Annotated in this window: 22 protein-coding genes and 1 pseudogene; 16 read left to right on the plus strand and 7 right to left on the minus strand. The window is 59.4% G+C overall.

All coding sequences use genetic code 11. The annotated features are described in order from the left end of the window. Positions 1-22 precede the first annotated feature (22 nt). The gene (locus tag UCMB321_RS14635; protein WP_040067950.1) at positions 23-1,030 is read left to right on the plus strand and encodes a hypothetical protein; all 1,008 of its coding nucleotides are present in this window, start codon (positions 23-25) and stop codon (positions 1,028-1,030) included. A 255-nt stretch (positions 1,031-1,285) separates the two neighbouring features. Here UCMB321_RS14635 and UCMB321_RS14640 read toward each other — a convergent pair whose 3' ends face one another. Further along, positions 1,286-1,738, minus strand: a complete 453-nt coding sequence (locus tag UCMB321_RS14640) for a hypothetical protein (RefSeq protein WP_052451216.1) — start codon at positions 1,736-1,738, stop codon at positions 1,286-1,288. Between the two features lie 257 nt (positions 1,739-1,995). Between UCMB321_RS14640 and UCMB321_RS14645 the strand changes: the two are divergent. The 4 genes and pseudogenes from UCMB321_RS14645 to UCMB321_RS14660 form a co-directional block, all read left to right on the plus strand. Further along, positions 1,996-2,454, plus strand: a pseudogene (locus UCMB321_RS14645) (SDR family NAD(P)-dependent oxidoreductase); the annotation flags it as partial. Between the two features lie 108 nt (positions 2,455-2,562). After that, entirely contained in the window at positions 2,563-3,438 is an 876-nt protein-coding gene (locus tag UCMB321_RS14650) for an MBL fold metallo-hydrolase (protein ID WP_040067952.1), read from the plus strand. Positions 3,439-3,456: 18 nt separating this feature from the next. After that, complete coding sequence (locus UCMB321_RS14655) at positions 3,457-4,290, plus strand: helix-turn-helix transcriptional regulator (RefSeq protein WP_209437175.1); 834 nt, start codon at positions 3,457-3,459, stop codon at positions 4,288-4,290. Positions 4,291-4,350: 60 nt separating this feature from the next. After that, positions 4,351-5,343, plus strand: a complete 993-nt coding sequence (locus UCMB321_RS14660) for a zinc-dependent alcohol dehydrogenase family protein (RefSeq protein WP_040067955.1) — start codon at positions 4,351-4,353, stop codon at positions 5,341-5,343. 15 nt (positions 5,344-5,358) lie between these two features. On the opposite strand, the gene UCMB321_RS14665 is transcribed toward UCMB321_RS14660, so the two are convergent. Both UCMB321_RS14665 and UCMB321_RS14670 read right to left on the minus strand, forming a co-directional pair. Then, complete coding sequence (locus UCMB321_RS14665) at positions 5,359-5,808, minus strand: acyl-CoA thioesterase (protein ID WP_040067957.1); 450 nt, start codon at positions 5,806-5,808, stop codon at positions 5,359-5,361. Beyond that, positions 5,802-6,539, minus strand: a complete 738-nt coding sequence (locus UCMB321_RS14670; protein WP_040067959.1) for an SDR family oxidoreductase — start codon at positions 6,537-6,539, stop codon at positions 5,802-5,804. Before UCMB321_RS14670 ends, UCMB321_RS14665 begins: the two co-directional genes overlap by 7 nt. Before the next feature lie 229 nt (positions 6,540-6,768). On the opposite strand from UCMB321_RS14670, the gene UCMB321_RS14675 reads away from it, so the two are divergent. From UCMB321_RS14675 to UCMB321_RS14685, 3 genes are all read left to right on the plus strand, one after another. Beyond that, complete coding sequence (locus tag UCMB321_RS14675; protein WP_040067961.1) at positions 6,769-7,356, plus strand: 2-hydroxychromene-2-carboxylate isomerase; 588 nt, start codon at positions 6,769-6,771, stop codon at positions 7,354-7,356. A 63-nt stretch (positions 7,357-7,419) separates the two neighbouring features. After that, a complete protein-coding gene (locus UCMB321_RS14680; RefSeq protein ID WP_040067963.1) occupies positions 7,420-9,030 on the plus strand; it encodes a long-chain-fatty-acid--CoA ligase in 1,611 nt (536 codons plus the stop codon). Between the two features lie 103 nt (positions 9,031-9,133). Beyond that, complete coding sequence (locus UCMB321_RS14685) at positions 9,134-9,700, plus strand: TetR/AcrR family transcriptional regulator (protein WP_040067964.1); 567 nt, start codon at positions 9,134-9,136, stop codon at positions 9,698-9,700. A gap of 28 nt (positions 9,701-9,728) precedes the next feature. Here the strand turns inward: UCMB321_RS14685 and UCMB321_RS14690 are convergent, their stop codons facing one another. From UCMB321_RS14690 to UCMB321_RS14700, 3 genes are all read right to left on the minus strand, one after another. After that, entirely contained in the window at positions 9,729-10,871 is a 1,143-nt protein-coding gene (locus UCMB321_RS14690; RefSeq protein ID WP_040067965.1) for a zinc-binding dehydrogenase, read from the minus strand. Positions 10,872-10,945: 74 nt separating this feature from the next. Then, a complete protein-coding gene (locus UCMB321_RS14695) occupies positions 10,946-11,767 on the minus strand; it encodes an enoyl-CoA hydratase/isomerase family protein (protein ID WP_040067966.1) in 822 nt (273 codons plus the stop codon). Positions 11,768-11,830: 63 nt separating this feature from the next. Then, on the minus strand, positions 11,831-12,652 hold the full coding sequence (locus UCMB321_RS14700; RefSeq protein WP_052451220.1) for an enoyl-CoA hydratase/isomerase family protein: 822 nt from the start codon (positions 12,650-12,652) through the stop codon (positions 11,831-11,833). A gap of 96 nt (positions 12,653-12,748) precedes the next feature. Between UCMB321_RS14700 and UCMB321_RS14705 the strand changes: the two genes are divergently transcribed. From UCMB321_RS14705 to UCMB321_RS14740, 8 genes are all read left to right on the plus strand, one after another. After that, positions 12,749-13,351 carry a TetR/AcrR family transcriptional regulator gene (locus tag UCMB321_RS14705; protein WP_052451222.1) on the plus strand — a complete coding sequence of 201 codons (603 nt, stop codon included), beginning with the start codon at positions 12,749-12,751 and terminating at the stop codon, positions 13,349-13,351. A gap of 171 nt (positions 13,352-13,522) precedes the next feature. Further along, positions 13,523-13,900 (plus strand): hypothetical protein, encoded by a 378-nt coding sequence (locus UCMB321_RS14710; RefSeq protein ID WP_040067967.1) that lies wholly within the window; start codon positions 13,523-13,525, stop codon positions 13,898-13,900. Next, a complete protein-coding gene (locus UCMB321_RS14715) occupies positions 13,897-15,942 on the plus strand; it encodes a hypothetical protein (protein ID WP_040067968.1) in 2,046 nt (681 codons plus the stop codon). Before UCMB321_RS14710 ends, UCMB321_RS14715 begins: the two co-directional genes overlap by 4 nt. A 418-nt stretch (positions 15,943-16,360) precedes the next feature. Then, positions 16,361-18,037 carry a bifunctional sulfate adenylyltransferase/adenylylsulfate kinase gene (locus tag UCMB321_RS14720; protein WP_157015951.1) on the plus strand — a complete coding sequence of 559 codons (1,677 nt, stop codon included), beginning with the start codon at positions 16,361-16,363 and terminating at the stop codon, positions 18,035-18,037. Between the two features lie 72 nt (positions 18,038-18,109). Next, positions 18,110-19,165, plus strand: a complete 1,056-nt coding sequence (locus tag UCMB321_RS14725; protein ID WP_209437176.1) for a sulfotransferase family protein — start codon at positions 18,110-18,112, stop codon at positions 19,163-19,165. 144 nt (positions 19,166-19,309) lie between these two features. Further along, the gene (locus tag UCMB321_RS14730) at positions 19,310-19,690 is read left to right on the plus strand and encodes a RidA family protein (RefSeq protein ID WP_040067971.1); all 381 of its coding nucleotides are present in this window, start codon (positions 19,310-19,312) and stop codon (positions 19,688-19,690) included. A gap of 120 nt (positions 19,691-19,810) precedes the next feature. Then, positions 19,811-21,811 (plus strand): peptidase U32 family protein, encoded by a 2,001-nt coding sequence (locus UCMB321_RS14735; protein ID WP_040067972.1) that lies wholly within the window; start codon positions 19,811-19,813, stop codon positions 21,809-21,811. A gap of 90 nt (positions 21,812-21,901) precedes the next feature. After that, positions 21,902-22,297, plus strand: coding sequence for a DUF4280 domain-containing protein (locus tag UCMB321_RS14740; RefSeq protein ID WP_040067974.1), 396 nt, complete (start codon positions 21,902-21,904; stop codon positions 22,295-22,297). On the opposite strand, the gene UCMB321_RS14745 is transcribed toward UCMB321_RS14740, so the two are convergent. Then, complete coding sequence (locus UCMB321_RS14745) at positions 22,298-22,843, minus strand: toxin-antitoxin system YwqK family antitoxin (protein ID WP_040067977.1); 546 nt, start codon at positions 22,841-22,843, stop codon at positions 22,298-22,300. It lies immediately after the preceding gene. Between the last annotated feature and the right edge of the window lies 1 nt (position 22,844).

A 22,844-nucleotide genomic window follows, 5' to 3' on the forward strand; every position in this document is an offset into this window, starting at 1 on the left:
TCAATATCAAAGAGGTGGGCAGGTGAACGAGCAATCCAACAAGGAATTTGGGTTTCAGAGAGTCAGCATCAAAGTAAGGTTTGAGATCCCGGCAGGAGACCATCACTCCACGGCAGCCTTAACGCAATGGCGGCGCTTAGCGAATCAGGCGCCAACTTTGCACTTTCTTGACGTCTGCGCCATCAGTCATATAAAAACCCACTTGAAAAAATCGCCAGATCCTGACGCCCCGGTTCGGGAGTCTATATCTGAACTACGGAAGCTTGATGTGCCAGGCAACGGGATCTCATACCTTGCGGCTTTTTTGGAAAAAACCAGTGATCTAAACCATCCGAAAACTGATGAAGGGCTTGTCGCTGAAGTAGAGTGCGACCTGACCGCTCTGCAGCAGTTTTTCAAAAACGCCAAGGTTTACGAAGGGGGTCACATTACGCCTGATCAGATTCTTGAGCTTAAAGGCGAGCACCCCGAAGAGCTAGGCCCCATCTATCATCAGTTTCTTATATTTATCAATTCACTGAAGTTATATGATGCTCCGGCTGCGGACAAGCGCCTTGAACTCGTAGCGCAGATATGCTCCAAAGCAGAAAAGCTCGGAATTCTAAAAAATCACCCGGTGGTTATAACTTCAGTAGCCTGCGTCTATGGGTTTGTGCCTGCACTCAAAGTCATAAAATTCAAGGAAGATCCAGCCGAATTTAATGCGAGCAATGCCCTGGGAGATATTCAGCTGATACAACGCATAGCTAACATGTCCAATCTAATACTTGAAATTTGGCGCAAGCAGAGGATAGGATATGCCAAGACCAAGTTTTTCACCGACGACAGAGATTTACGCTTATTGCTGGAGTGCTTCTCTGTCAGTGATGTTTCGCGCAACGAGTCGGAAGGTCTAACGACGACCAGCTACCAAATTACAACCAACTTTGCTCGACTCCTTCCTGTCCTGCACAACCAGGCTGGGGATATCAAAAGCCTTAAGGAAGATGAAGAGCGTTCCGAGGTTTATCGACTTCTTGGTATTGGTTGATAGCTATCAGCGTCCCCTCTCAGGGTAGGGGCAGAGTTCAAATTCTGTCCCGTCAGAGCGCTAACTGGGTCATCCCTGGCTGCTTGTCCTAGGCTGGAAAGCCCAGTGAGTTGCGTAGTAGGTGTTGAACTCGACGATTGTTATCACTGGCTACGTCGATCAACAATCTCAAGCCTGTCCATGGTCACCGCCTAAAAAGTAGATGCGCATTATTGCCCGTTTTCTATGACTCGTAGGCACAGGCCAAATCCGACTTTATAGACCCGCCATTTTTCGCAAAGCGTCAAAGGCCAACTTCGGTCCCATGCTTTTCACCAGGCGGAAGATTTTAGCCAGGAGAGGCAGTTCATCCTCGAAATATGGCAGGTACAGGGTCGCCCCCGTCTTGCGCTCAAAATGCTCATACTGTTGTGCCATGAGCGCTGTCGAGTGACCGTTCTCCTTACCTAGGCTATGGAATCCAACGTAATCCACGACCGCGTTGGTAACCATGATAGACCCGAGCACTTCGGTTGCCCGACTCGAATCACCCTGCCACCAAACAACTACCATTGCGTCCTCCAATTCCCCATCATTTTCTGGATGCGGCAGGATCAATGTCCCGTCCCGCAGAGACCTCGCTGCGCAGAAGCCTAGAATTTCTTCTGATTGGTAGAGCGGGCTCAGGCTGGCGATGTAGTTGACGATTGGCTGTCCTGGATAGGCCATAGCAGCGGCTGTCCCTGTGATGTGAGTTAACCCAATGGTGCTCGATTACACTACCTGGTGCACCTACGCCGCTCCATAGTGGGCGCCTACCGGAGGGATATCCCTCGGCCATTTTTTTGCAGATTTCTATCGGGATGATCACCACTTTCAATGATCGAGCGGATCGATAGTCTGAATCGCTGAACATCGTTTTTTATTGATCTGCGACTCCGTCACCCTTGGCTCCATAAGCGACATCTGGAGCTGCTGTCCACGCCGCGGGCTTCATGCGCACAGCCCCCCTTGGCCAGTTGGATCCCGAAGATGGCCAGGCCATGTGGCAATTGCATGTGGCGGCCGCCAGCCATTTGGTCAACAGCCTGTATACGCGGCTGGCCTGGGGCGCGCGCATTGTCATGATCGGCAGCCGCACCATGCAGGGAGCCGCTGGCCGGAGCCAGTACGCGGCCACCAAGGCCGCACTGCAAGGGATGGTGCGCTCCTGGGCGCTGGAACTGGCGGACAGGGGTATCACTGCCAATCTGATTGCACCGGGTGCTACGCAGACCCCTATGCTGCAGGACCCGGCACGGCAAGGGACGCCCCCGAAGCTGCCACCCATCGGCCGTTTCGTACAACCCGCGGAGGTGGCGGGCATGGCAGCCTTTCTGCTGGGACCGGATGCCGGCGCCATGACCGGACAAAGCCTGGTCATGTGCGGCGGTGCTTCCTTGTAGTGAGCGTTAAACGCACCAGGTTGAGCGAATCGAATGCACCGCCGCCTTTAATCTGTGGATCTAGACGCGCTCCCCCAGCGCTCACATTCGAACTCGATCGAGGTAGGTATGAGTCTGATCCAAACGTTCCAGGCACCGGCCATCAACCGCAAGAAATTTGGCGACATGACCGTCACGATGCTGAGTGACGGTTACCTGGACGTGTCCTTCGAACTCCTGAGCGGCATAGAGGGGTCGAAGGCCGAGGCGCTGCTGGAAAAGCGTGGTGTAGCCCCACTCCCCCGCATGAACATCAACATCTACGTGGTGCAGAAAGGCGACCGCACCATCCTGATCGACAGCGGTGCCGGCGGCATCAATGGCTGGGGCGGTCGGCTTCAAGTCGCCCTGGCAGCAGCAGGTATCGATCCACTGCAGATTGACACCGTCCTGTTGACCCACGCCCATCCCGATCATATCGGTGGCCTGGCAGGTCCACTACAGACCCCGACCTTCCGAAATGTCGAACAGCTTTTCGTGCATGACAACGAGCTTTCGTTCTGGCGCAACGATACGATCCGGTCGAACGCTCCGGACGGTTTCAAGCCCTTTTTCGAGGTCGCTCGGAACGCATTCGATGCCTATGACGAGCGAATCGTAACCTTCACTGGCGAAGACATCCTTCCCGGTATCCAAGCCGTCGCGCTCCCAGGTCATACGCCAGGCCACACCGGCTATCTGATCGGCGAAGGCAAGGAATCATTATTGATCTGGGGCGATATCGTCCACTTCCCCCACATCCAGGTCGCGCGGCCTGAAGTGACCATCGCCTTCGACAGCGACTCTGTTCAGGCAGCGTCCACTCGCAGTCGGTTGCTTGATCAAGTGGCGACCGACAAGCTGAAGGTGACCGGCATGCACTTCAACCTGCCAACCAGTGGGCTTATCCGTCGAGAAGCGTCTACTTACGTGCTGGACTATGATCTCTGGTCGCCGGCCTTGTAAATGAAAGGAGCAAGCCACGTGATCAGTGAAAACGCCACGGTCGCTACCCATGGGATCCTGGCCAGCCTGCTGTCGTTAGCGACATCCAGCCGGTCACTGCCGTGTGACTGCTTGCGCTCCATTCAATCTCATCTTGTGAAAAAACACGATGTCGATGGCCCAACCTTGGCCTTTCCCTTGCTGGGCCACTTTCGCTACAACGACAATCAAACCTGGCGTGAGGTTCATCCCGGGAACATCCTGGTGGTCCCCAACGCTCGATGCTTTGACATCGAATACATTCCAGACCCTGACAAGCATGAATTCATTGCGCTCAGTGTCGTCCTTTTGGATGAGCAATTGGAGGCGGCCAGGCTACTGCTCGCACAACCGCCTGAAAACGAACTGGGCCATATCTCTTCCGTTGAAGTCGCCACCCTCCTCGAGCCTCTTGAGCGCTGGACGAGAGCGATGGCAGATGGGCATAGGGCGTTGTCGCTCCATGCCATGGTCGAGGTGGTGATTCATCTCCACGGCCAAGGGCAGCGCGGCTTGCTCAGATTACCTGCCGCCAGCCTGGCGACCACTATCCGGCGGATGGTCGTGAATGACCCGGCCCGAAGCTGGTCTACCGAGCAGATTGAATCTTCCATCGGTATCAGCGGGCCTACGCTTCGCCGACGACTCGCCGATGAGCATACCAATCTGCGCACCATTATCGCCGACGCCCGCGTATCGGAGGCCTTGCGATTACTGATGACGTCCAAGTTGCCGGTAAAAACCATCGCCTCCAAGGTCGGCTATAACTCCGCGGCCAGTTTCAGCAAGCGCTTCACTGAGCGCTACGGCACTGAGCCCTCAAGATTTAGATAGCCTTGTTTTTCGAGGTTTCCTCAGTACTTCAATTCAATCCATCCTATTTTCGAGGCCAACATGACTAAAGCTATTCGTTTTCATCGTACTGGCGACGCCGATGTTCTGCAGATCGACGACGTAGTGGTCAACCCACCTGCCGCGGGCGAAGTCCAGATCGAGGTCAAGGCGCTGGGATTGAACCGTGCTGAGATCATGTATCGCACCGGCCAATACGTGATTGACCCGGTATTCCCCGCGCAATTGGGCTATGAAGCTGCCGGTATCGTTCGGGCGGTAGGTGGCGGTGTCAGCGATTTTGCCGTGGGCGATGTTGTCAGCGTTATACCGGCCTTCTCTTTTGCCGACTACGGCATGTACGCGGAAGTCGTGAATGCGCCAGTCCACGCGGTCGTCAAACACCCGACCAACCTCTCATTTGAAGAGGCCGCTGCGAGCTGGATGATGTTTGTCACCGCATACGGGGCACTGGTCGAATATGGCAACCTGCAGGCGGGCCAGACGGTGCTGATTCCTGCCGCATCAAGTAGCGTCGGCTTGGCCGCCATCCAGGTTGCCAATATGCTCGGCGCTATCCCTGTTGCGCTGACCCGCACCAGCGCCAAACGCCAAGCGCTCCTGGATGCCGGCGCCAAGTACGTCATCGCCACTCAAGAGCAGGATCTGGTTGCCGAAGTGGCAAAGATCACCGCGGGTAAAGGCGCTCGGATTGCGTTTGATCCCGTGGGTGGCCCGGAAGCCGCGAAGCTGCTCAAGTCCCTCTCCAATGAAGGCCTCTTCTTCCAGTATGGCGCTCTGGACGAACGGGATATTCCCGTCCCGGTGATGGAAATCCTCGGCAAGCACCTCACCCTGCGGGGCTACGAGTTGTTTGAGATTACGACCCACCCCGAAAGACTCGCAAACGCCAAGGCCTTTGTATCCAAAGGCCTGGCCGAGGGTAAATTGAAGCCGGTGATTGATAAGGTATTCCCGTTCAGCGAGATTTCTGACGCCCATCGTCATATGGAATCGAATGTACAGATCGGGAAAATCGTGGTGTCCGTCAACTGATTGCCAGGTGTTCTCTCAGGTGTTCGATACCTCGGCGACAATAACCCCGCCAAAGCTCGTGGCAAACTCTTCCGGCATCCGCCTTGGCTTGCCGGTGGAGAGTTCGACACAGGCGAACGTGGTGATTGCGCGTAATAAAACACACATGTCCGCCGCGCGAATCACCTGGAAATGACGAACCAACGTGATCCGTTGCACGCTCACGATCCAGGTGGCGATCAGCAGCCTCTCCCCCTCATAGGCACTCGCCAGGTAATCGACCTCATTGCGCACGACAGCCATGCCGCGATCCAACCGCCGGTAATCGGCCAGCGTGATGCCCAGGCTCAAGGAATGCGACCAGGCACAATGCTCCAACCACTTCACATACACCGAGTGGTTGACGTGCCCCAACTCATCGATATCCGCGTTGTCAACGGCGAGGTCAAAGACGAAAGGATTCGGTAAATCCCATGGTTTTACCATTTCTCGATCCACGGACGCAGATCCAGCTCGAAGGTCCAGGCGTCACGCGGTTGGGTGTGCAGGTACCAGTAGTTATCGGCGATGTGTTCCGGGTTGAGAATGCCATCCTGATCCTTGAGCGCGTAGCGCTCCGGGAACTGGGTGCGGATAAAGTCGGTGTCAATCGCGCCGTCGACCACGATGTGGGCGACATGGATATTCTGCGGCGCCAGCTCTCGAGACGCGCTTTGGGCCAGGGCACGTAGTGCGTGCTTGGCGCCGGCGAAGGCCGAGAAGTTGGCAGCACCCCGCAAGGCGGCCGTGGCCCCGGTGAACAGGATGGTGCCGCGCTGCCGGGTCACCATTCGCTTGGCCACTTCGCGCGTGTTGAGGAAGCCTGAGAAACAGGCCATTTCCCAAATCTTGAAATATTTGCGGGCCGTCTCGTCAAGGATGCTGCAAGGCACGTTGGCGCCAATGTTGAACACCAGGACGTCGATCGGTCCGATGTTCGCCTCGATATGCTCGACCAGCGCAACCACTTCTTCTTCCTTGCGCGCATCAGAGGCAAAACCGTGGGCCTCACCGCCCCGCTCACGGATGCTGTCGACCAGCGGTTGCAGCTTTTCGGCATCGCGACGGGTCACACAGGCGATGTAACCCTCAGCAGCGAACTTTTTGGCGATGGCACCGCCGGTGGAATCACCCGCACCAATGATCAACGCTACCTTGGCTTCGGTTGAACTGTACATTGCAGATCCTTTAGTGAACGGTCGTTTTTTTAAAAACATACGCTCAGCCTCAACGACGGTCAAGCCACCCATTGCTCGGTCAGTCAAGAGGCGTCGGGGTTGAGCAGGTGATGTTTCAGTGTGTTCTCGAATGCCCCATGGGCAATCTCAAGGCGGCGGTTTGACAGAGCTGAAACGCTAGAATAACGTACGTTTAGTAAACGACCGTATTCTATTAGGGTGTATGCGAATGAAGAAGGTGGAGTTTTTCTTTGATGTGGGCAGTCCGGCGTCCTATCTGGCGTGGACGCAACTGCCAAAAATATGCGCCGCAAAAGGCGCCGAGCTGGTGTTCCGGCCGATGTTGCTGGGCGGGATATTTCAGGCCACCGGCAATGCCTCTCCTGCAGCCGTGCCCGCCAAAGGTCGTTACTCGAGTATCGATCTGGGTCGCTTCGCTCATCGTTACGGCGTGCCTTTGGTGATGAACCCGCACTTCCCCATCAACACCCTGCAACTGATGCGGGCTGTGACCGGCGTGCAAATGCGCCACCCGGAACGGTTCGAGTCCTTCTTGGCGCAGCTGTTCAATGCCCTGTGGGTCGAAGCACTGAACCTCAACGAGCCGGCGCTGGTCGGCCGCACAATCATTCGGGCGGGCTTTTCCATTGATGAGGTCCTGGCCTTGACCAATGAGCTGGACGTCAAGGCGCAACTTCGAAGCACGACCGACGAAGCCCTTGAGCGCGGCGTATTTGGAGCCCCAACGATGTTTGTACGAGACGAGATGTTTTTTGGTCAGGACCGGCTCGTCTTCGTGGAGGAAGCGTTGTCCTGAGGCGTTTCATCTGACAGTAAGTATTTTCTCGCCTGCCCAAGAACAATGACACAGGAGTGAATCATGCTTCAACGCGCCAGAAATCCAGCCTACCCCACCGGTTTTCCCGATGAAATAGAATTGGGAGAGCGAGAAACACTGCTCACCACCCTCGAACAATCGTTCGCACGTCACGCCCAGCGGATTGCCGCCACCTGCCTCCACGAGCAGTTGAGTTATGAACAACTGGCGCGGTTCTCAAGAAACTTCGCCATTCATCTACACCAGTCCGGCCTGCAACGCGGTGATCGCGTGGCCCTGATGATCCCCAACAGCCTGCCCTACTTGATCGCTCTTGCCGGTGTGATTCAAGCCGGCATGGTGGTGGTGAACATCAACCCGTTGTACACGCCCCGGGAGCTGGAGCATCAGCTTCGCGACTCGGGGGCTGGCTGCATCGTGATTGCCGAACCCCTTCTCTCCACCCTGGAACCGATCATCGAACGCACTGCCATCAGGCAGGTACTGGCGACGCCGGTCATCGGGCTGCTGGAGCAGATCGTCAGCGATCATGCACTGGCGTTTGCAACGACCCTCAAGGACCGCGAGCGGGCGGAACTGGCGCCGATGGACATGACCCCCGCCGACATCGCTTTTCTGCAATACACCGGCGGTACCACCGGTGTGTCGAAAGGCGCGGTGCTCACCCATCGCAGCGTCGGTGCCAGTCTGAAAATGATCCTGCTGTGGCTCACGCCTGACAACGATACTCATCCCATGTCGATTGTCTTGCCACTGCCTCTGTATCACGTGTACCCGATGTCAGTAGCGCTGATGTCGATCGCATTGGGTGCAAACCTGCGGCTGATCCCTAACCCACGGGATACGGCGTCGGTGATTAACGAGCTCAAGCGTGCACCGTTCGATATGTTCATGGGGGTCAATACGCTGTTCAATAGCCTGGTGGAAGATCCGCAACTGAAAACCGTGGATTTCACCAACACCTATGTCGTCATCGGCGCCGGCGCTTCGGTGCAGCAGGCGGTGGTGGAGCGTTGGATCGCTGCCGGCGGTGCGCCGATCACCGAGGCTTACGGCCTGACCGAGACCTCACCCTGCATGATGTTCAACCCGCGTGGACGCAATGGCAGCATCGGTATCGCCATGCCGTCCACCGAGCTGCGTATCGTTGATGATGAAGGTGTGGAGGTGCCATCGGGCGGTACCGGCGAACTGCACGTCAAGGGCCCGCAGCTGTTCGCGGGCTACTGGAAAAATGAAGACGAAACACGCAAGGCCTTCACTGGCGACGGCTGGTTCAAGACCGGCGACATCGTGAGTGTGGCCGAAGACGGCTTCATGCACTTGGTGGACCGCAAGAAGGACATGATTCTGGTATCGGGCTTCAACGTGTACCCGAACGAGATCGAGGACGTGGTTGCCAACCACCCGGACATCCTCGAATGTGCCTGCATCGGTGTCCCGGATGAGCGCTCGGGCGAAGTGCCGCATCTGTTTGCCGTGGCGCGAACCTCGACAGTGACAGTCGAGCAGATCAAGGCGCACTGCCGCTCGGGCCTGACAGGGTACAAGGTGCCCAAGTACGTCACCTTCGTCGAGGCGCTGCCGAAGTCATCGGTGGGCAAAATCTTGCGCAAGGATTTACGGTCGCCGCCAGGCCCAGTCGGCAGATAATCGTTCCCGCGCGGAGCGTCACTGGCGTATTGAGAACGAACGTTTATTAAACGGGGCATATGCTACGATCCATCCAATGCCAATCGAACTCTGAGGAACGCGAATGCGCTACTCCAAAACGCACAAGGCCGAGACGCGCACAAAGCTGATTGAAACGGCCAGGGCGATCACCAAGAAAGGTGGCTTCAGCTCGACGGGAGTCGATGCGCTGATGTCCGCCATCGGAATGACCGGGGGGGCTTTCTACAGTCACTTCCCGTCCAAGCAAGCACTGTTTCAGGCAGTGATTGAGGATGAAATCCGAAACAGCAGTGAAATGCTGGCAGGTGAACAAAACGCATCAGGCGAACAGTTGGAGCAATGCCTGCGCAACTATCTCAGTACCTTTCATGTCCTTCATCCTGAAGAAGGATGTGTTCTTCCCTCCCTGGGAGGAGAAATTGCACGCGCCGAACCGGAGGTACGAGGGGTCGTCGAAAAAGGACTGAGGCAAGTGCAGAAGGCTTGGGCCAATCGTCTCGATGATCCTGATGCGGCCTGGGCCGTCATTGCTCAATGTGTGGGAGCGTTGGTCCTGTCCCGAGCCGTCGAGACAGAACGAACTCGCAAGGAAATCATTACCTCGACCCGTAAAGCTATTCAGAAGAGCTATTTTTCCCAGGAAAAATAGCGCTTCAAGATCAATCCGCACCACCTCATCAATCCCTGTTCGGTACGATCAGCACTTTCTCGCCAGTGGCACGCCGTGAATAGTGCGCTATGGCACTGGCCTGCAGCGCCTCGGCCAGTGAAACGTGCGCGGAGTAATGGCTGGCAAACGTGGTCTTCAGTTCCCGGGCCACCCGATCCTTCAAGCGCTGCATGACGACCGGGCCCGCCTTGCGCATGAAGGGCATCAGCAGCCAGCCCCCCATCGACCAGGCCATGCCCCAGCTGTTCGAAAACTGCGTCGGGCTGTTGTCCAGGAAACCGTAGACGTACAACTGCTTATGGGTGGTCGAACCGTAGCGGCTGTACTCCTTGGCGGAGCGTCTGAGGGCCGCTTCCATGCAACCGAGGATCTGTCCGCCGAGCTTTCCGCCGCCTGTGGCGTCGAAGGCAATGGTGGCGCCCGTGGCCGCCACTGCATCGGTCAGGTCGGCCATGAAGTTTTCCGCGCTGCTGTCACAAACGTAAGTGGCGCCCAGCTCGCGCAACAGCTTGGCCTGTTCGGGCTTGCGCACGATATTGGCCAGCTTCACACCCTCGGCCTGGCAGATGCGGTTGAGCATCTGACCCAGGTTCGACGCGGCCGCGGTATGGACCAGCGCGCCATGGCCTTCGCTACGCATCGTTTCTACCATGCCCAGCGCGGTGATCGGATTGATGAAGGCTGATGCACCATCGACCGCACTGACGTCGTCCGGCAGCGCCATGCATTGCTGGGCCGGCACACAGCAATATTGCGCATACATCGCCTCCCCCATCGCCGCAACCCGGCGGTTCAATAGCGCTTGCGCCGCCGGTGACGAGCCGGCCGCGACCACCAGGCCGGCGCCTTCTATGCCCACCGACATGGCATGATCGAGTCGCCCTGCCACTGCGCGCAAGGCAGCCTCTGGAACGGTTGCCGTGACCACCGGCCGCTCGGCGGTGCCGGAGACCTTGAGCGTCGACAGATCGGCTGGCCCGAGCAGCAGGCCGAGGTCGGACGGGTTGATCGGGGATGCCTCGACACGGATCAGTACCTCATCCGGTCCCGGGGTCGGCACGGGCTGGTCGATCAGCGACAGCTCCAGCTGCCCGGCGCGGGTGATCAATGAACGCAGTTGCAGACCGGTTTGTGGGATGGTGGCGGTCATGGTGCCTCCTGGTTTCGGGGTGGTGGATACTGCCTGGCAGCGCCGTGGTTCTCGCAAGGCCGCCAGGCGCTGTCTCACAACTCTGCGAGGCGATCGCCAAAGTTAAGCTCGAAATCACCCCGCTTGCCGATGCCGGCAGCGGCAAGCTTGCCGGAGCGTTCGCGAAAGCCCTCCCAGGTGAACGCCGACATGAAAATCTTGGCGGTTTCAAGCAGCTCGTTCGGATCGGGCACGGTGTGCCGATTGATCAGCTCCTTGGTGGTCGCCAGCGCCTGTTTGTCGAACGAGGCCACCCGGCGGGCGTAGGCGTCAATCCAGGCATCGAACTCGGCATCGGGAATGGCACGGTTGATCCAGCCGTAGCGCTCGGCGGTCGCCGCGTCGTAGTCACCGGAGCCGACCATGATCTCCAAGGCGCGCGCACGACCGGTCAACAAGGGCAAGCGCTCGACCGCGCCACCACCCGGGAGCAGGCCGGAACCCACTTCCACCTGGGCCAGGATGGCCTTCTCCAGGCTGGCGAAACGCAGGTCGCAGGCCAGGGCGAACTCGCTGCCGACACCCCGCGCACGACCGCGGATCGCCGCGATGCTGATCACCGGGACGCGCGACAGGCGCAGGGTGACATCGATCCACGGCGAGTAGCCGGTCGGACCCGGTGTCCTCGACATCTCCGCGGTCTTGTTGATATCGAAATGGGCAATGAAGAACTCAGGATCGGCACTGTCGAACACCACCACTTTCAGCTCCGGATCCGTCTCGAATTGGCTGAGCAGCTCCTGGAGTTCAAGCATGGATTGGGGGTCGATCATGTTGATCGGCGGGTTTTCGAAGGTCAGGCGCCAGTAACCCGGAGTGACCTTGGTCAGCTTGAACTGGGACGTGCCGGTGCTCATTTGAGGATTCCTTATTTTTTTAGTAACGATCGTTATTCCATGACTCGAAATTCAAACACGAATTCAGAGATTGGCCAGGTGGTGACCCATGTTGCGCTCGAATTCGGCCGGGCCGACTTGCGCCACTTTCTTGCCGATCCGTACCTGGCGCTCGCCGGTTGATGGCCAATGAACCATGGTATTGAGAAACACGTCCTGCGTTTCGACGAGGTCACGTGGATCCGGTAGCGCCCGACGGTTGACCAGACGCTTCGTCTCGGCGATGGCTTCGCGGTCAAATGAGGCAATCCGTTGTGCGAGCCCGTGGACGAAGCCGTCCAGCTGCGCATCGGGAAGCGCGCGATTGATCCACCCGTAGCGCTCTGCCGTCAAGGCATCGAAGTCGTCACTGCCGAGCATGATTTCCAGTGCGCGGGCGCGGCCGGTCAACAGCGGCAGGCGCTCGATCGCGCCACCGCCGGGAAGCACCCCGGCGCCGACCTCGGGCTGGCCAAGGATTGCTCCTTCGATGCTGGCAAAACGCATATCCATGGCCAACGCCAGTTCCGCTCCGCCGCCCCGCGTTCGACCACGAATCAAGGCGATGCTGACAGCTGGGGCCTGACTCAGGCGCACCGTCATGTCGATCCACGTCGGTAGACCACTGGGGCCGTTGGAAACCGGGGTATCCGCCACGCGGGCAAGATCGTAGCGGCCAAAGAAATAGTCGGGATTGGCGCTTTCGAAGACCACCACGCGCAGTGTCTGGCTCGCCTCGATGCGATCGACCACGGCCTGGAACTGCAACACCGTCTGCGCGTTGACGAGGTTGACGGGAGGGTTCTCGAAGCGGACCCGCCAATAGGCATTGGAGACTTCTTCAATCTGGAACTGGCTGACGCTCATATGACCTCCTTGGATCGATTGGATAACGTTCGTTATCGTAACGAACGCTATGCTACGATGTATGGGCTGTCAAGACATTACGATTAAAGAGGAAGCATGCGATATCCAGCCGGTTACAAGGAGGAGCGACGCCAACAGTTGCTCAAGAGCAGCGGCGCCCTGATCAAGAACAATGGATTTGCCGCCACCGGAGTCGATGCATTGATGGCGGAAGCCGGGGTCACGAGCGGCGCTTTCTACAGCAACTTCGCCTCCAAGAATGAGCTGCTGCAAGCCCTTGTCGTCAGTGAGCTGTGCCAAAGCCGAGCCATCTGGGAGACCAACCCACACGATTCGCCCCAGGCATGGATAGACTTCGAGGTGGATCGCTATCTGAGCCTGCCCCACGTGAAGTGTCCAAGTGCAGGATGTGTGCTCCCGGCCTTGAGCGCCGAAATCGGGCGCGCGGCTCCCGACGTCAAAACGCTGTTCGAGCGTGAACAGCGCAAGAACATCGCCATACTGGCTGAAAGGCTCGGCAGCGAAGCATTGGCGTGGGCCTTCACTGCCCAGATGGTCGGAACCGTCCTGATGGCGCGGGCCATGCCCACCAAGGAAGCCCAGCTTGAGGTGCTCAGCGCCGGGAAGACCTTCCTCAAGGCGATGATCGCCAATCATGCAGGCTGGCCGGGCGTCGACACCCCCGGCCAGCCTGCATGATGGCTACGGGTATTTCTTGCCGACCTGCCAGGATAGCCATGCGGGCGTGGCCGGCCACACCCGGCTCAGTCGAAGTGGCCGATGAAAAGAAAATCATCTGACCGTGATCACTCGCCTGCTTATACTCTCTGCGCATGATCGCGCAGGCGCGAGGCACCCAGGGAGAGAACGATGCTGACAATACGGCCCGAACAGATGGACAGGTTCGAACGGTCATCGATGAATCGCTTCGTCGACGATCTCGCCGAGCATTTTCGCCTGGCCCTCCCCGAGCACCACGCTGCGCTCGGGCCCGACGGGACGCGGGAGACGATCCGGCACGGCGTCGCCCGGGCGCGGGCGTACGGCATCACCACCGCGCGCGGTGTCACGGTTTACGTTCGCCTGTTGTTCCTCTTCGGCCGTGACTACGACACCAACCCCGAGTTGCCGTGGGCCGGCGCCGTCCTTGGCGATCCGGCGCTCGCGGAGGAGGACGCGCGGGTCGACCAGCTTGCGTTGGCGGCGCGCTTCTACCTGGAGGCGCTCACCTTCGAGAGTCCCCCATGACCCTGCCTTCCGTCAGCCCGACCGGCAAGCGCGTGGTGGGCGTCGGCAGCGCTGTCATGTCGGCCGGGGCCGCGTTGCTTTACTGCGCGAGCTACGTCGACCCCTACACGGCGCTGGCGACTGGCGTGGCCAGCCTAGTCGTCGGCGGCACCACTCTCCTCTGTGGTACCCGCTATGTCATCCGCGGACGCATCCGGCTGGCGAACGGGCAGGACCACGCCGGTGTGCTGGTCACCCTCAGCGGTTCGGCGGCGGCGACCGCGACAACGGGCGTCGGCGCAACCTTCTCGTTCAACGTGACCGCCGGTGGGAACTACGTGGTCACGCCAACGCTCGCGCACCACGTCTTCACCCCGGCCAGCCGGCCGTTCAACAACCTGAGGTCCGATCAGGATGCCCCGTTCCGCAGTGATCGGGGCAACTACGCCATCCATGGGCAGGTGACCCGCGACGGCAACCCGCTCGACGGCGTTCGGATGACGATCTCCGGAAACTCAAGGCAGCACGCCAACACCAATGCCGGTGCTTACCACATCCCTCTGCCCGCGTTCGGCAACTATACGGTGACGCCCACGCTCGCCCAGTACACTTTCGCGCCAGCGAGTCGGAGCATCGTTTCGCTGACGCAGGACCAGGCCCTCGATTTCGTAGCGACGTTGGTGACTTACCGCATCCATGGACGCTTTACCCTCGATGGCGGCGGCGTGGACGGCATCCAGGTCCACCTCAACGGGGACCAGGAGGCCGAGGTCGCCACGGCCGGCGGCGGCTACTACGAGTTCAACGTGTCGGCGCTCGGGTCGTACACCGTCAGCGGACGCCGGACCCGGTACGACTACGATCGGAGGAACGCAGCCGTTGACGGCATCACCGCCGACACCCAGGTCGATTTCATCGCCACCGTGAGGACCTTCACCCTGCGCTGCGAGTTGAAGCTCAGCGGCCAGCCGCTGGGGGGCGTCCCGGTGCGGATCGCCGGCGGCGGCATCGACTCCAACCTCCCCACCGACGCGGACGGCGCTCGGCAACAGGTGGTCCCTGCCGGAGAGGACTACAGGGTCACTCTCGCATCCCCCCATCACACCTTCGCTCCCGATCAAGCTGACGTGCGGGCAATCGACCGGAACAAGACGGTCACTATCCAGGCGACGTTGCTACGTCACACCATCAGCGGACGGGTAACGGGCGTCGCAGCCGCGGGTCTGGATGGCATCAAAGTTCGTTGCAGCGTCTTCTCCAAGACCCGGGAGGTGACGACGGCCGGCGGCGGGCTCTTTACCTTCAGCAACGTGCCATCGGGGCATGACGGTCGCGTACGGGTGAACGATGGGCACTTCGACAGCAATCCGGCCGACGTGGCGATCGCCGGCATCGCGGCGGACCGGAACAACGTCAACTTCGTTCTCACTCGACGCACGTTCACCATCAGCGGCGCGCTGACCATCAACGGCGCGGCGCCCGCCGCCACGCCGGTGGACCTGTTCCTCAACGGCGTGCTGGTTGCCACGGTGAACTCGGGGCTCGGCGGTGCGTTCGACTTCGGCGCGCGTCCCTCCGACGGGGCCTACACGGTCAAGCCCAGGCGGACCGCTACCCTGACCTTCCACCCGTTCCGCGAGGTGATCGACGATCTCCTCGTGAACCATGTCACGGCGGTTTTCGCCGGGACCAGGATCCATCACGGCAACCGTCTCACGACGCCAGCCGGTGACCTGATCCTGAGCTTCGAGGCACGCAGTAACATCGCCGGTCAACGCGGTGCGGATCACGCGATCCCACTGGATGTACTCGCCGACGCCGCCGGGCGCGCCCTCGGCAGTCCGTCGAACGACAGGCGTGGCGGATACTATTTCCCGATCACCGGCACAGACGTGTTCCTGGCGTTCATCCTCAATGCGGACTCCGGCCACACGCTCTTCACCTGCTACGAGAAAACGCGGAGGGGGGTGGAGACAGACATTGGCAGAACTGGCGCCGTATTCGACGCCTGGGTCGCCGGGAGGTACCACCTGCGGCAGTTCACCGGCGGCGAGGATCTGTAGGCTGCCGTCGTCCAGCAAGGCCAGGTTCGCGGCACGGCTCCTTCAGGCCAAGCGAAACATTGTGATCAACAAAACTTGCGCTACCTGGTCGTCCCCTTAATTCTGTTTTGTTCTATGGATATGCATTGACAGCTCTTTGCCATCAATCTTTACTCTGGTTTGCGTAACGCCATCTGTATCCAGGGAGTCAGCGCATGGACAAGGATTCTGAAGCAATCGAATTTCCCCCCTCTGAAAAACCCCTGTTTTTGAAATCAGCTGTCATTTAATGGATACTCGCCCATGGCCGGCACTTGTATTCCGCAGCGTGATGTCCGAAGGCAAACGGCAATGTACTCCCCCATGAATCCTATGGACGCCGTGGTTGGCAACGCGCGCTGAAGCGGATCAGGTCGAACGAAAAAAGGGAGATGGATAGATGGAACACTACCAAGAAAAACATAGAATCTCCTCCCTTCCTTTCTGGGTGCTATCCGCGAGACAACTCTGCGATCTGGAGATGATCGTCAACGAAGCCTTTTCGCCACTAAGCGGTTTTCTGGGCCTGGAGGATTATCTCAGCGTCGTTCACCACATGAGATTGGGCTCCGGTGCCCTTTGGCCCATGCCCATCACCTTGGATATCCCGCAGACATTGGCTGATCAGCTGGTGCCGGGGGGCGAGTTGGCTCTACGTGATCCGGAGGGTGTCACGCTGGCGGTGCTGACGATCGACTCGATCTACCAGCCGGACCATCACCTCGAAGCGCTGCGCGTTTTCGGCACCCAGGATAAGAGCCATCCAGGCGTGGCGGCATTGTTTCGTCAACATCCTTTTAATGTCGGCGGTAGCATTAAAAAAGTTGACTCGGTTACGCACTATGATTTTGTTGACCTGCGTTTGTCACCCCGTCAAGTCAAACAGGAAATAGCCCGGCGCGGCTGGAAGGCAGTCGTTGCCTTTCAAACACGTAACCCGATGCATTGTGCCCATATCGAATTGACCCGTCGTGCCATGAAACAGGCCAATGCGGCCTTGTTGCTTCAGCCGGTGGTGGGTTTGACCAAGCCGGATGATATCGATTACTACACGCGTGTCAGGTGTTACAAACACGCCTTGAAGTCTTACGCAACCGATGCCGTATTGCTGTCGTTGCTGCCGCTGGCCATGCGAATGGGTGGTCCCCGCGAAGCCGTTTGGCATGCGCTGATTCGCAAGAACTTTGGGGCAACGCATTTCATCGTCGGACGTGATCACGCAGGCCCCGGCAATGACAAGCAAGGCAAGGCCTTTTACGCCCCCTATGCCGCCCAGGAAATGGCGTTGGCACATGCGCAGGAAATCGGCCTAAAGATTCTTGCCTTCGAGGAAATGTTATACCTCAAGGAAGAGCGGCGTTATGCGCCGGCCTCGGAGGTGCCACGTGGCGCTGCCGTGCTGAGCCTGTCGGGAACAGCCGTCAGAGAAAAGCTGGCCAGCGGTGCCGAGATTCCCGATTGGTTCAGTACACCCGATATCGTCGCGGAATTGCGTCGATCCTATCGTCCGAAACAACAACAGGGATTTGTTCTCTTCTTTACGGGGCTGTCGGGCGCCGGCAAGTCAACGATTGCCAATGGCGTTGCCGTGCGACTGCGCGAAGACGGGAGACGAACCGTCAGCTTGCTGGATGGCGATATTGTCCGACATAGCCTCTCCAAGGGACTCGGCTTCTCGAAAGAGGACCGTGAGACCAATGTCGAACGCATCGGCTTTGTGGCTGTCGAGATCGCTCGGGCCGGTGGTGTCGCCATATGCGCCTGTATTTCCCCCTATGCGAGCACGCGTCAGGTCTGTCGAGAGTTGGCCATGACGCACAAGACGGCCTTTTTCGAGATTTACATCGCGGCGGACCTGGAAGTTTGCGAGAGCCGTGACCGAAAGGGCTTGTATGCCAAGGCGCGGGCCGGGCAGCTCAAGGGGATGACGGGTATTGACGCGCCCTACGAACCACCGCTGAGTCCGGATTTGCGAATTGATACTGCCTGTTTGAGTGCGGCCCAGGCGGTGGAGTTGATCATTTCCACCCTGGTCGAACTGGATTACCTCCCCTCCTCCCTCCTTCATGAGTCCTGAACAGCAATAGCGTCATGTCAGTTCAATGCCGTCCAACCCTGTTGAGCCCGCTGTGTCCCAAAGGAGAACGATGTGAACGTCACTGACAAACCTGTGTCCGATGGCAAAGCGCGTCCGCGGCCCATATTGATGATCCCGCTGCGTCGGTGCGGCAGTCACGCACTGCGGCTACGCCTCAATCTCAATCCACAGTTCTATTCGCCTTATCCGCTGCACCTCGCCGACTTCATGCCGATTGTCCCCCTGTACGGCGATATAGCCGATGACAATGCCTATTTTCGCATGGTGGTCGATGTTGTCGGCCTGCAGGCGGCAAGCATCGTCAAATGGCCGGGTATGGCCTTCGATCCGGTGGATATCTTCGAGAGGGTCCGCCACGAACCACGCAGCGTTCATCGAATTGCCTGGGAGCTGCTGTTATGCGCCGCTGAACAGCATCAAGCGCGTGTTGTGATGGACAAGTCTCTCGACGATGTGCACTACGCCCATGAGCTCATGCAGCTTTTTCCACACATGCTGCTGCTCAATGTCGTACGCGACCCACGGGCTCAGGTCGCTTCGATGAATCGTGCGATCATTCATGACTTTGATACCTTGATCAACACCCAGACCTGGGTGGCTGCGCATCGAGCGGCCCAGTCCTTGATCGAGCGCTACCCGGGGCGCGTGTTGACCATACGCTATGAAGACTTTCTGCTCGATGAAGAAACCACCCTCAAGCAGATCTGCACATTCTTCGATATTCAATTTCTGGACAAGATGCTGGATATCTCCGAGTCGCAGGAGGCCAGGCAGATTTCAAAGATGTCGGCGCTCTGGTCATCGAACTGCTTTTCTCCGATCACCACGAACATTGACAAGTTCAAAGGGCAACTGAAACTTCACGAGATCGAGATGATCGAGACCCTGTCCAAGGAGTTCATGTTGCGATATGGGTATGAACCCATGACGCAGGCCAACTTTGCATTTGACACTCACATGTCGCAGGTCGCCACCGAACGCTCAGGTGACGCCAGAAAACTTGCCTGGCAAGAGTTGGAACAGGAAAATTTCCAGGACTACATCTTGCGCCAATACCGTGCGGATTACTTGGCCACGGTGCGCAACCGGCTCGAACGCAGTCGATAAGGCTGTCCCCTCCTCCAGGATGTTATGCTGCAACCCCAAATCAGACATCCACGGTACGGCCCTCCCTCGAGGGCTCGTGCACGTATCGCGTGGATGACTGGAACAATATCACTGATCACGACGATGACCCCGCGGAAGACCCCCATGGCAAACCACGACCTCACTTTCCTCCCCGACCCCGACTCGGACTCCATCTCCTCCGATGTCGCCGGTTTCGGCGGTCTGCTGGTCTCCACCCAGATCCCCACCCGTGCCGATGGCAGCCTGGAACTGGGCGACATTGCCCTGCAGAGCGAATGCACCCTGCAGGCGCTCAAGGTCGCGCTGGAGCGCGCCGGCAGTTCCATGGACCGGGTTCTGCACCTGACCATCTACCTCACCGACATGGCTGACCGTGCCGCTTTCAACGAAGTCTACCAACGCTTCTTCGCCAAGCCCTGGCCGGTGCGTGCCGCCGTCGGTGTGGCGTCCCTGGCGGTCGAAGGCATGCGCGTGGAAGTCACCGCGATGGCGGCCAAGGGCTGAGTTCACGCCAAGATCTACAGCCCCGCCCGGCGAGTGGTCGCCGACCGGCAGCCTACGGGTGCCGGTCAGGCGTTTCGCCGCTACAATGCACGCCTTGCCCGTGAAGCCTGACTAAAAAACATGTCCCTACCCAAGCACCACCTGGAATTGCTCAGCCCCGCCCGCGATGTGGCCATTGCCCGCGAGGCCATCCTGCATGGCGCCGATGCCGTGTACATCGGCGGCCCGAGCTTCGGCGCCCGCCACAACGCCTGCAACGAGGTGAGCGATATCGCCGAGTTGGTGGAGTTCGCCCGTCGTTACCACGCCCGGGTGTTCACCACCCTCAATACGATCCTGCACGACAACGAGTTGGAGCCGGCCCGCAAGCTGATCCACCAACTCTACGATGCCGGCGTCGATGCGCTGATCGTCCAGGACCTGGGCGTGATGGAACTGGATATCCCGCCGATCGAGCTGCACGCCAGCACCCAGACCGATATCCGCACCCTGGCGCGGGCGAAGTTCCTCGACCAGGCCGGCTTCTCCCAACTGGTACTGGCCCGCGAGCTGAACCTGCAAGAGATCCGCGCGATCGCCGACGAGACCGACGCGGCGATCGAGTTCTTCATCCACGGTGCGCTGTGCGTGGCGTTCTCCGGTCAATGCAACATCTCCCACGCGCAGAATGGCCGCAGCGCCAACCGTGGCGACTGCTCCCAGGCCTGCCGCCTGCCGTACACCCTGAAAGACGACCAGGGGCGCGTGGTTGCCTTTGAAAAGCACCTGTTGTCGATGAAGGACAACAACCAGAGCGCCAACATTCGCGCCCTGGTTGAAGCCGGCGTGCGCTCGTTCAAGATCGAGGGCCGCTACAAGGACATGGGCTATGTGAAGAACATCACCGCCTACTACCGCCAGCGCCTGGACGACGTCCTCGAAGACCGCCCGGACCTGGCCCGCGCTTCCAGCGGCCGAACCGCGCACTTCTTCCTGCCCGATCCGGAAAAAACCTTTCACCGCGGCAGCACCGACTACTTTGTCACTGATCGCAAGATCGACATTGGCGCCTTCGATACGCCAACCTTCACCGGCTTGCCGGTGGGCGTGGTGGAGAAAGTCGGCAAGCGCGACCTGCAGGTGGTGACCCATGAGCCGCTGTCCAATGGCGACGGCCTCAATGTGCAGATCAAGCGCGAGGTGGTGGGCTTCCGCGCCAACATCGCCGAGCCCAAGGGCGAATTCGACGAAGACGGCGAGAAGCGCTACCGCTACCGCGTCGAGCCCAACGAAATGCCGGAGGGCATGCACCGCCTGCGGTCGAACCATCCGCTGAGCCGCAACCTGGACCACAACTGGCAGCAGGCCTTGCTCAAGACGTCTGCCGAACGCCGGATCGGTCTTTCCTGGGTGGCTCGCCTGCGTGAGGAGCGCCTGGAACTGACCGCCACCAGCGAGGAAGGCGTCAGCGCCAGCGTTGCCCTGGAGGGGCCGTTCGGGATCGCCAACAAGCCGGAACAGGCCCTGGAACAACTGCACGACCTGCTCGGCCAACTGGGCACCACCCAGTACCACGCCACCGATATCAAGCTGGATGCACCCCAGGCGTATTTCATTCCCAACTCGCAGCTCAAGACCTTGCGCCGCGAAGTCATCGAAGCGCTGACCGCAGCCCGCGTCAAGGCTCACCCACGCGGCGGTCGCAAGGCCGAGGCCACTCCGCCACCGGTGTACCCGGAGTCGCACCTGTCATTCCTGGCCAACGTCTACAACCAGAAGGCCCGCGATTTCTATCACCGTCACGGCGTCAAGTTGATCGACGCGGCCTTCGAGGCTCACGAGGAAACCGGCGAGGTGCCGGTGATGATCACCAAACACTGCCTGCGCTTCTCCTTCAACCTCTGCCCCAAGCAGGCCAAGGGTGTTACGGGGGTACGAACCAAGGTCGCGCCGATGCAACTGATACAGGGTGACGAGGTGCTGACGCTGAAGTTCGACTGCAAGCCTTGCGAGATGCACGTGATCGGCAAGATCAAGGGGCATATCCTCGACCTGCCGCAACCGGGCAGCGGGGTGCAGCAAGTCGTCGGGCATATCAGTCCCGAGGATCTGCTCAAGACGATTCATCGCGCACCGCACTGAGGTCATGACGGTCTGACAGAGAGACGGGGAGCAAAGGCTCCCCGTTTTACCGGTGGATCTATACTCGGCATCATTCACAGGGGGTTTTACATGGGATGTCCCCAAGTCTGTGCCGGCGCCACCCTGCAATGCACGTTTGGCCTGGCGCCTGGCGTACTCAACGTGCTGCCGCAGAACCGAACCCTGGTGTCCGGTGTGCCCGCGGCCAATCTGCTCGACCATATTCCGCTGGTCAACATCACCCCGTTCGGCATGTGCCAGAGCCTGGCCAATCCCATGGTGGCGGCCGCGACGGCGGCGGCTCTCGGGGTCCTGGTGCCGATGCCCTGTATTCCCGTGACCGCCGCACCCTGGATACCCGGCGGTGCGCCGACCATGCTGTTGGGACCGATGCCGGCGCTGGATGCCAACAGCACGTTGATGTGCAACTGGGGCGGGCTGATCAAGATCACCTTCCCGGGCCAGGTACAGATGCTGATCCCCTGATCAGGCGTCGGGCGGCTGCCGCCATTTCAACCACCAGGCCTTCCAGCGCGCCATGGGCTTTCCCGACTCATCCAGCGGGCGTCCGTCCGCGGCATAGGATTGCGCCCCGTCGAGCGGCTGGCCCTTGTCGTATTCGATTCGCGCCGCCAGTTGGCCGTTGCCATGGAAACGCTGGTAAAGCCCCTGCAATTGCCCTTGCCGATAGTGTTCGCGAGACGCCAGGGTGCCGTTTTCGAAGTAACTGATGACCTGCCCGTGCAGCAAGCCGGCGCGGTACTGCGCTTCGCGGATCAACGCACCTTGCGGGCTGTGGAACAGTGCCTGGCCGTCGAGTTTGCCCTGATGGAAGTTCAGGCGCGCCGAGGGTTGGCCGTTGGGGTGATAAACCAGCATCGGCCCCTCCAGCGTTCCCTCGCGAAAGCTGAGCGCCGCCTGCGGTCGGCCGCTCTCCGTCACCCGGGCCGGACCTTCCAACTGACCACCGATCAGGGTGGCGTTGAGCTGGCTGTCGCCGCTGACGACTTCGACCTTGGCTGGTTTGTCCATA

Origin of the sequence: Pseudomonas batumici (genome assembly GCF_000820515.1) — a bacterium.
GTDB lineage: Bacteria > Pseudomonadota > Gammaproteobacteria > Pseudomonadales > Pseudomonadaceae > Aquipseudomonas > Aquipseudomonas batumici.

What these genes read in the sequence shown, in the direction of transcription:
- UCMB321_RS14730 (WP_040067971.1), top strand. Translation starts at nt 19,310, where the DNA reads ATGGCAAACCACGACCTCACTTTCCTCCCCGACCCCGACTCGGACTCC.
- UCMB321_RS14640 (WP_052451216.1), bottom strand. Translation starts at nt 1,738, where the DNA reads ATGGCCTATCCAGGACAGCCAATCGTCAACTACATCGCCAGCCTGAGC.
- UCMB321_RS14740 (WP_040067974.1), top strand. Translation starts at nt 21,902, where the DNA reads ATGGGATGTCCCCAAGTCTGTGCCGGCGCCACCCTGCAATGCACGTTT.
- UCMB321_RS14685 (WP_040067964.1), top strand. Translation starts at nt 9,134, where the DNA reads ATGCGCTACTCCAAAACGCACAAGGCCGAGACGCGCACAAAGCTGATT.
- UCMB321_RS14695 (WP_040067966.1), bottom strand. Translation starts at nt 11,767, where the DNA reads ATGAGCACCGGCACGTCCCAGTTCAAGCTGACCAAGGTCACTCCGGGT.
- UCMB321_RS14710 (WP_040067967.1), top strand. Translation starts at nt 13,523, where the DNA reads ATGCTGACAATACGGCCCGAACAGATGGACAGGTTCGAACGGTCATCG.
- UCMB321_RS14680 (WP_040067963.1), top strand. Translation starts at nt 7,420, where the DNA reads ATGCTTCAACGCGCCAGAAATCCAGCCTACCCCACCGGTTTTCCCGAT.
- UCMB321_RS14665 (WP_040067957.1), bottom strand. Translation starts at nt 5,808, where the DNA reads ATGGTAAAACCATGGGATTTACCGAATCCTTTCGTCTTTGACCTCGCC.
- UCMB321_RS14670 (WP_040067959.1), bottom strand. Translation starts at nt 6,539, where the DNA reads ATGTACAGTTCAACCGAAGCCAAGGTAGCGTTGATCATTGGTGCGGGT.
- UCMB321_RS14705 (WP_052451222.1), top strand. Translation starts at nt 12,749, where the DNA reads ATGCGATATCCAGCCGGTTACAAGGAGGAGCGACGCCAACAGTTGCTC.
- UCMB321_RS14675 (WP_040067961.1), top strand. Translation starts at nt 6,769, where the DNA reads ATGAAGAAGGTGGAGTTTTTCTTTGATGTGGGCAGTCCGGCGTCCTAT.
- UCMB321_RS14745 (WP_040067977.1), bottom strand. Translation starts at nt 22,843, where the DNA reads ATGGACAAACCAGCCAAGGTCGAAGTCGTCAGCGGCGACAGCCAGCTC.
- UCMB321_RS14715 (WP_040067968.1), top strand. Translation starts at nt 13,897, where the DNA reads ATGACCCTGCCTTCCGTCAGCCCGACCGGCAAGCGCGTGGTGGGCGTC.
- UCMB321_RS14650 (WP_040067952.1), top strand. Translation starts at nt 2,563, where the DNA reads ATGAGTCTGATCCAAACGTTCCAGGCACCGGCCATCAACCGCAAGAAA.
- UCMB321_RS14735 (WP_040067972.1), top strand. Translation starts at nt 19,811, where the DNA reads ATGTCCCTACCCAAGCACCACCTGGAATTGCTCAGCCCCGCCCGCGAT.
- UCMB321_RS14660 (WP_040067955.1), top strand. Translation starts at nt 4,351, where the DNA reads ATGACTAAAGCTATTCGTTTTCATCGTACTGGCGACGCCGATGTTCTG.
- UCMB321_RS14700 (WP_052451220.1), bottom strand. Translation starts at nt 12,652, where the DNA reads ATGAGCGTCAGCCAGTTCCAGATTGAAGAAGTCTCCAATGCCTATTGG.
- UCMB321_RS14690 (WP_040067965.1), bottom strand. Translation starts at nt 10,871, where the DNA reads ATGACCGCCACCATCCCACAAACCGGTCTGCAACTGCGTTCATTGATC.
- UCMB321_RS14720 (WP_157015951.1), top strand. Translation starts at nt 16,361, where the DNA reads ATGGAACACTACCAAGAAAAACATAGAATCTCCTCCCTTCCTTTCTGG.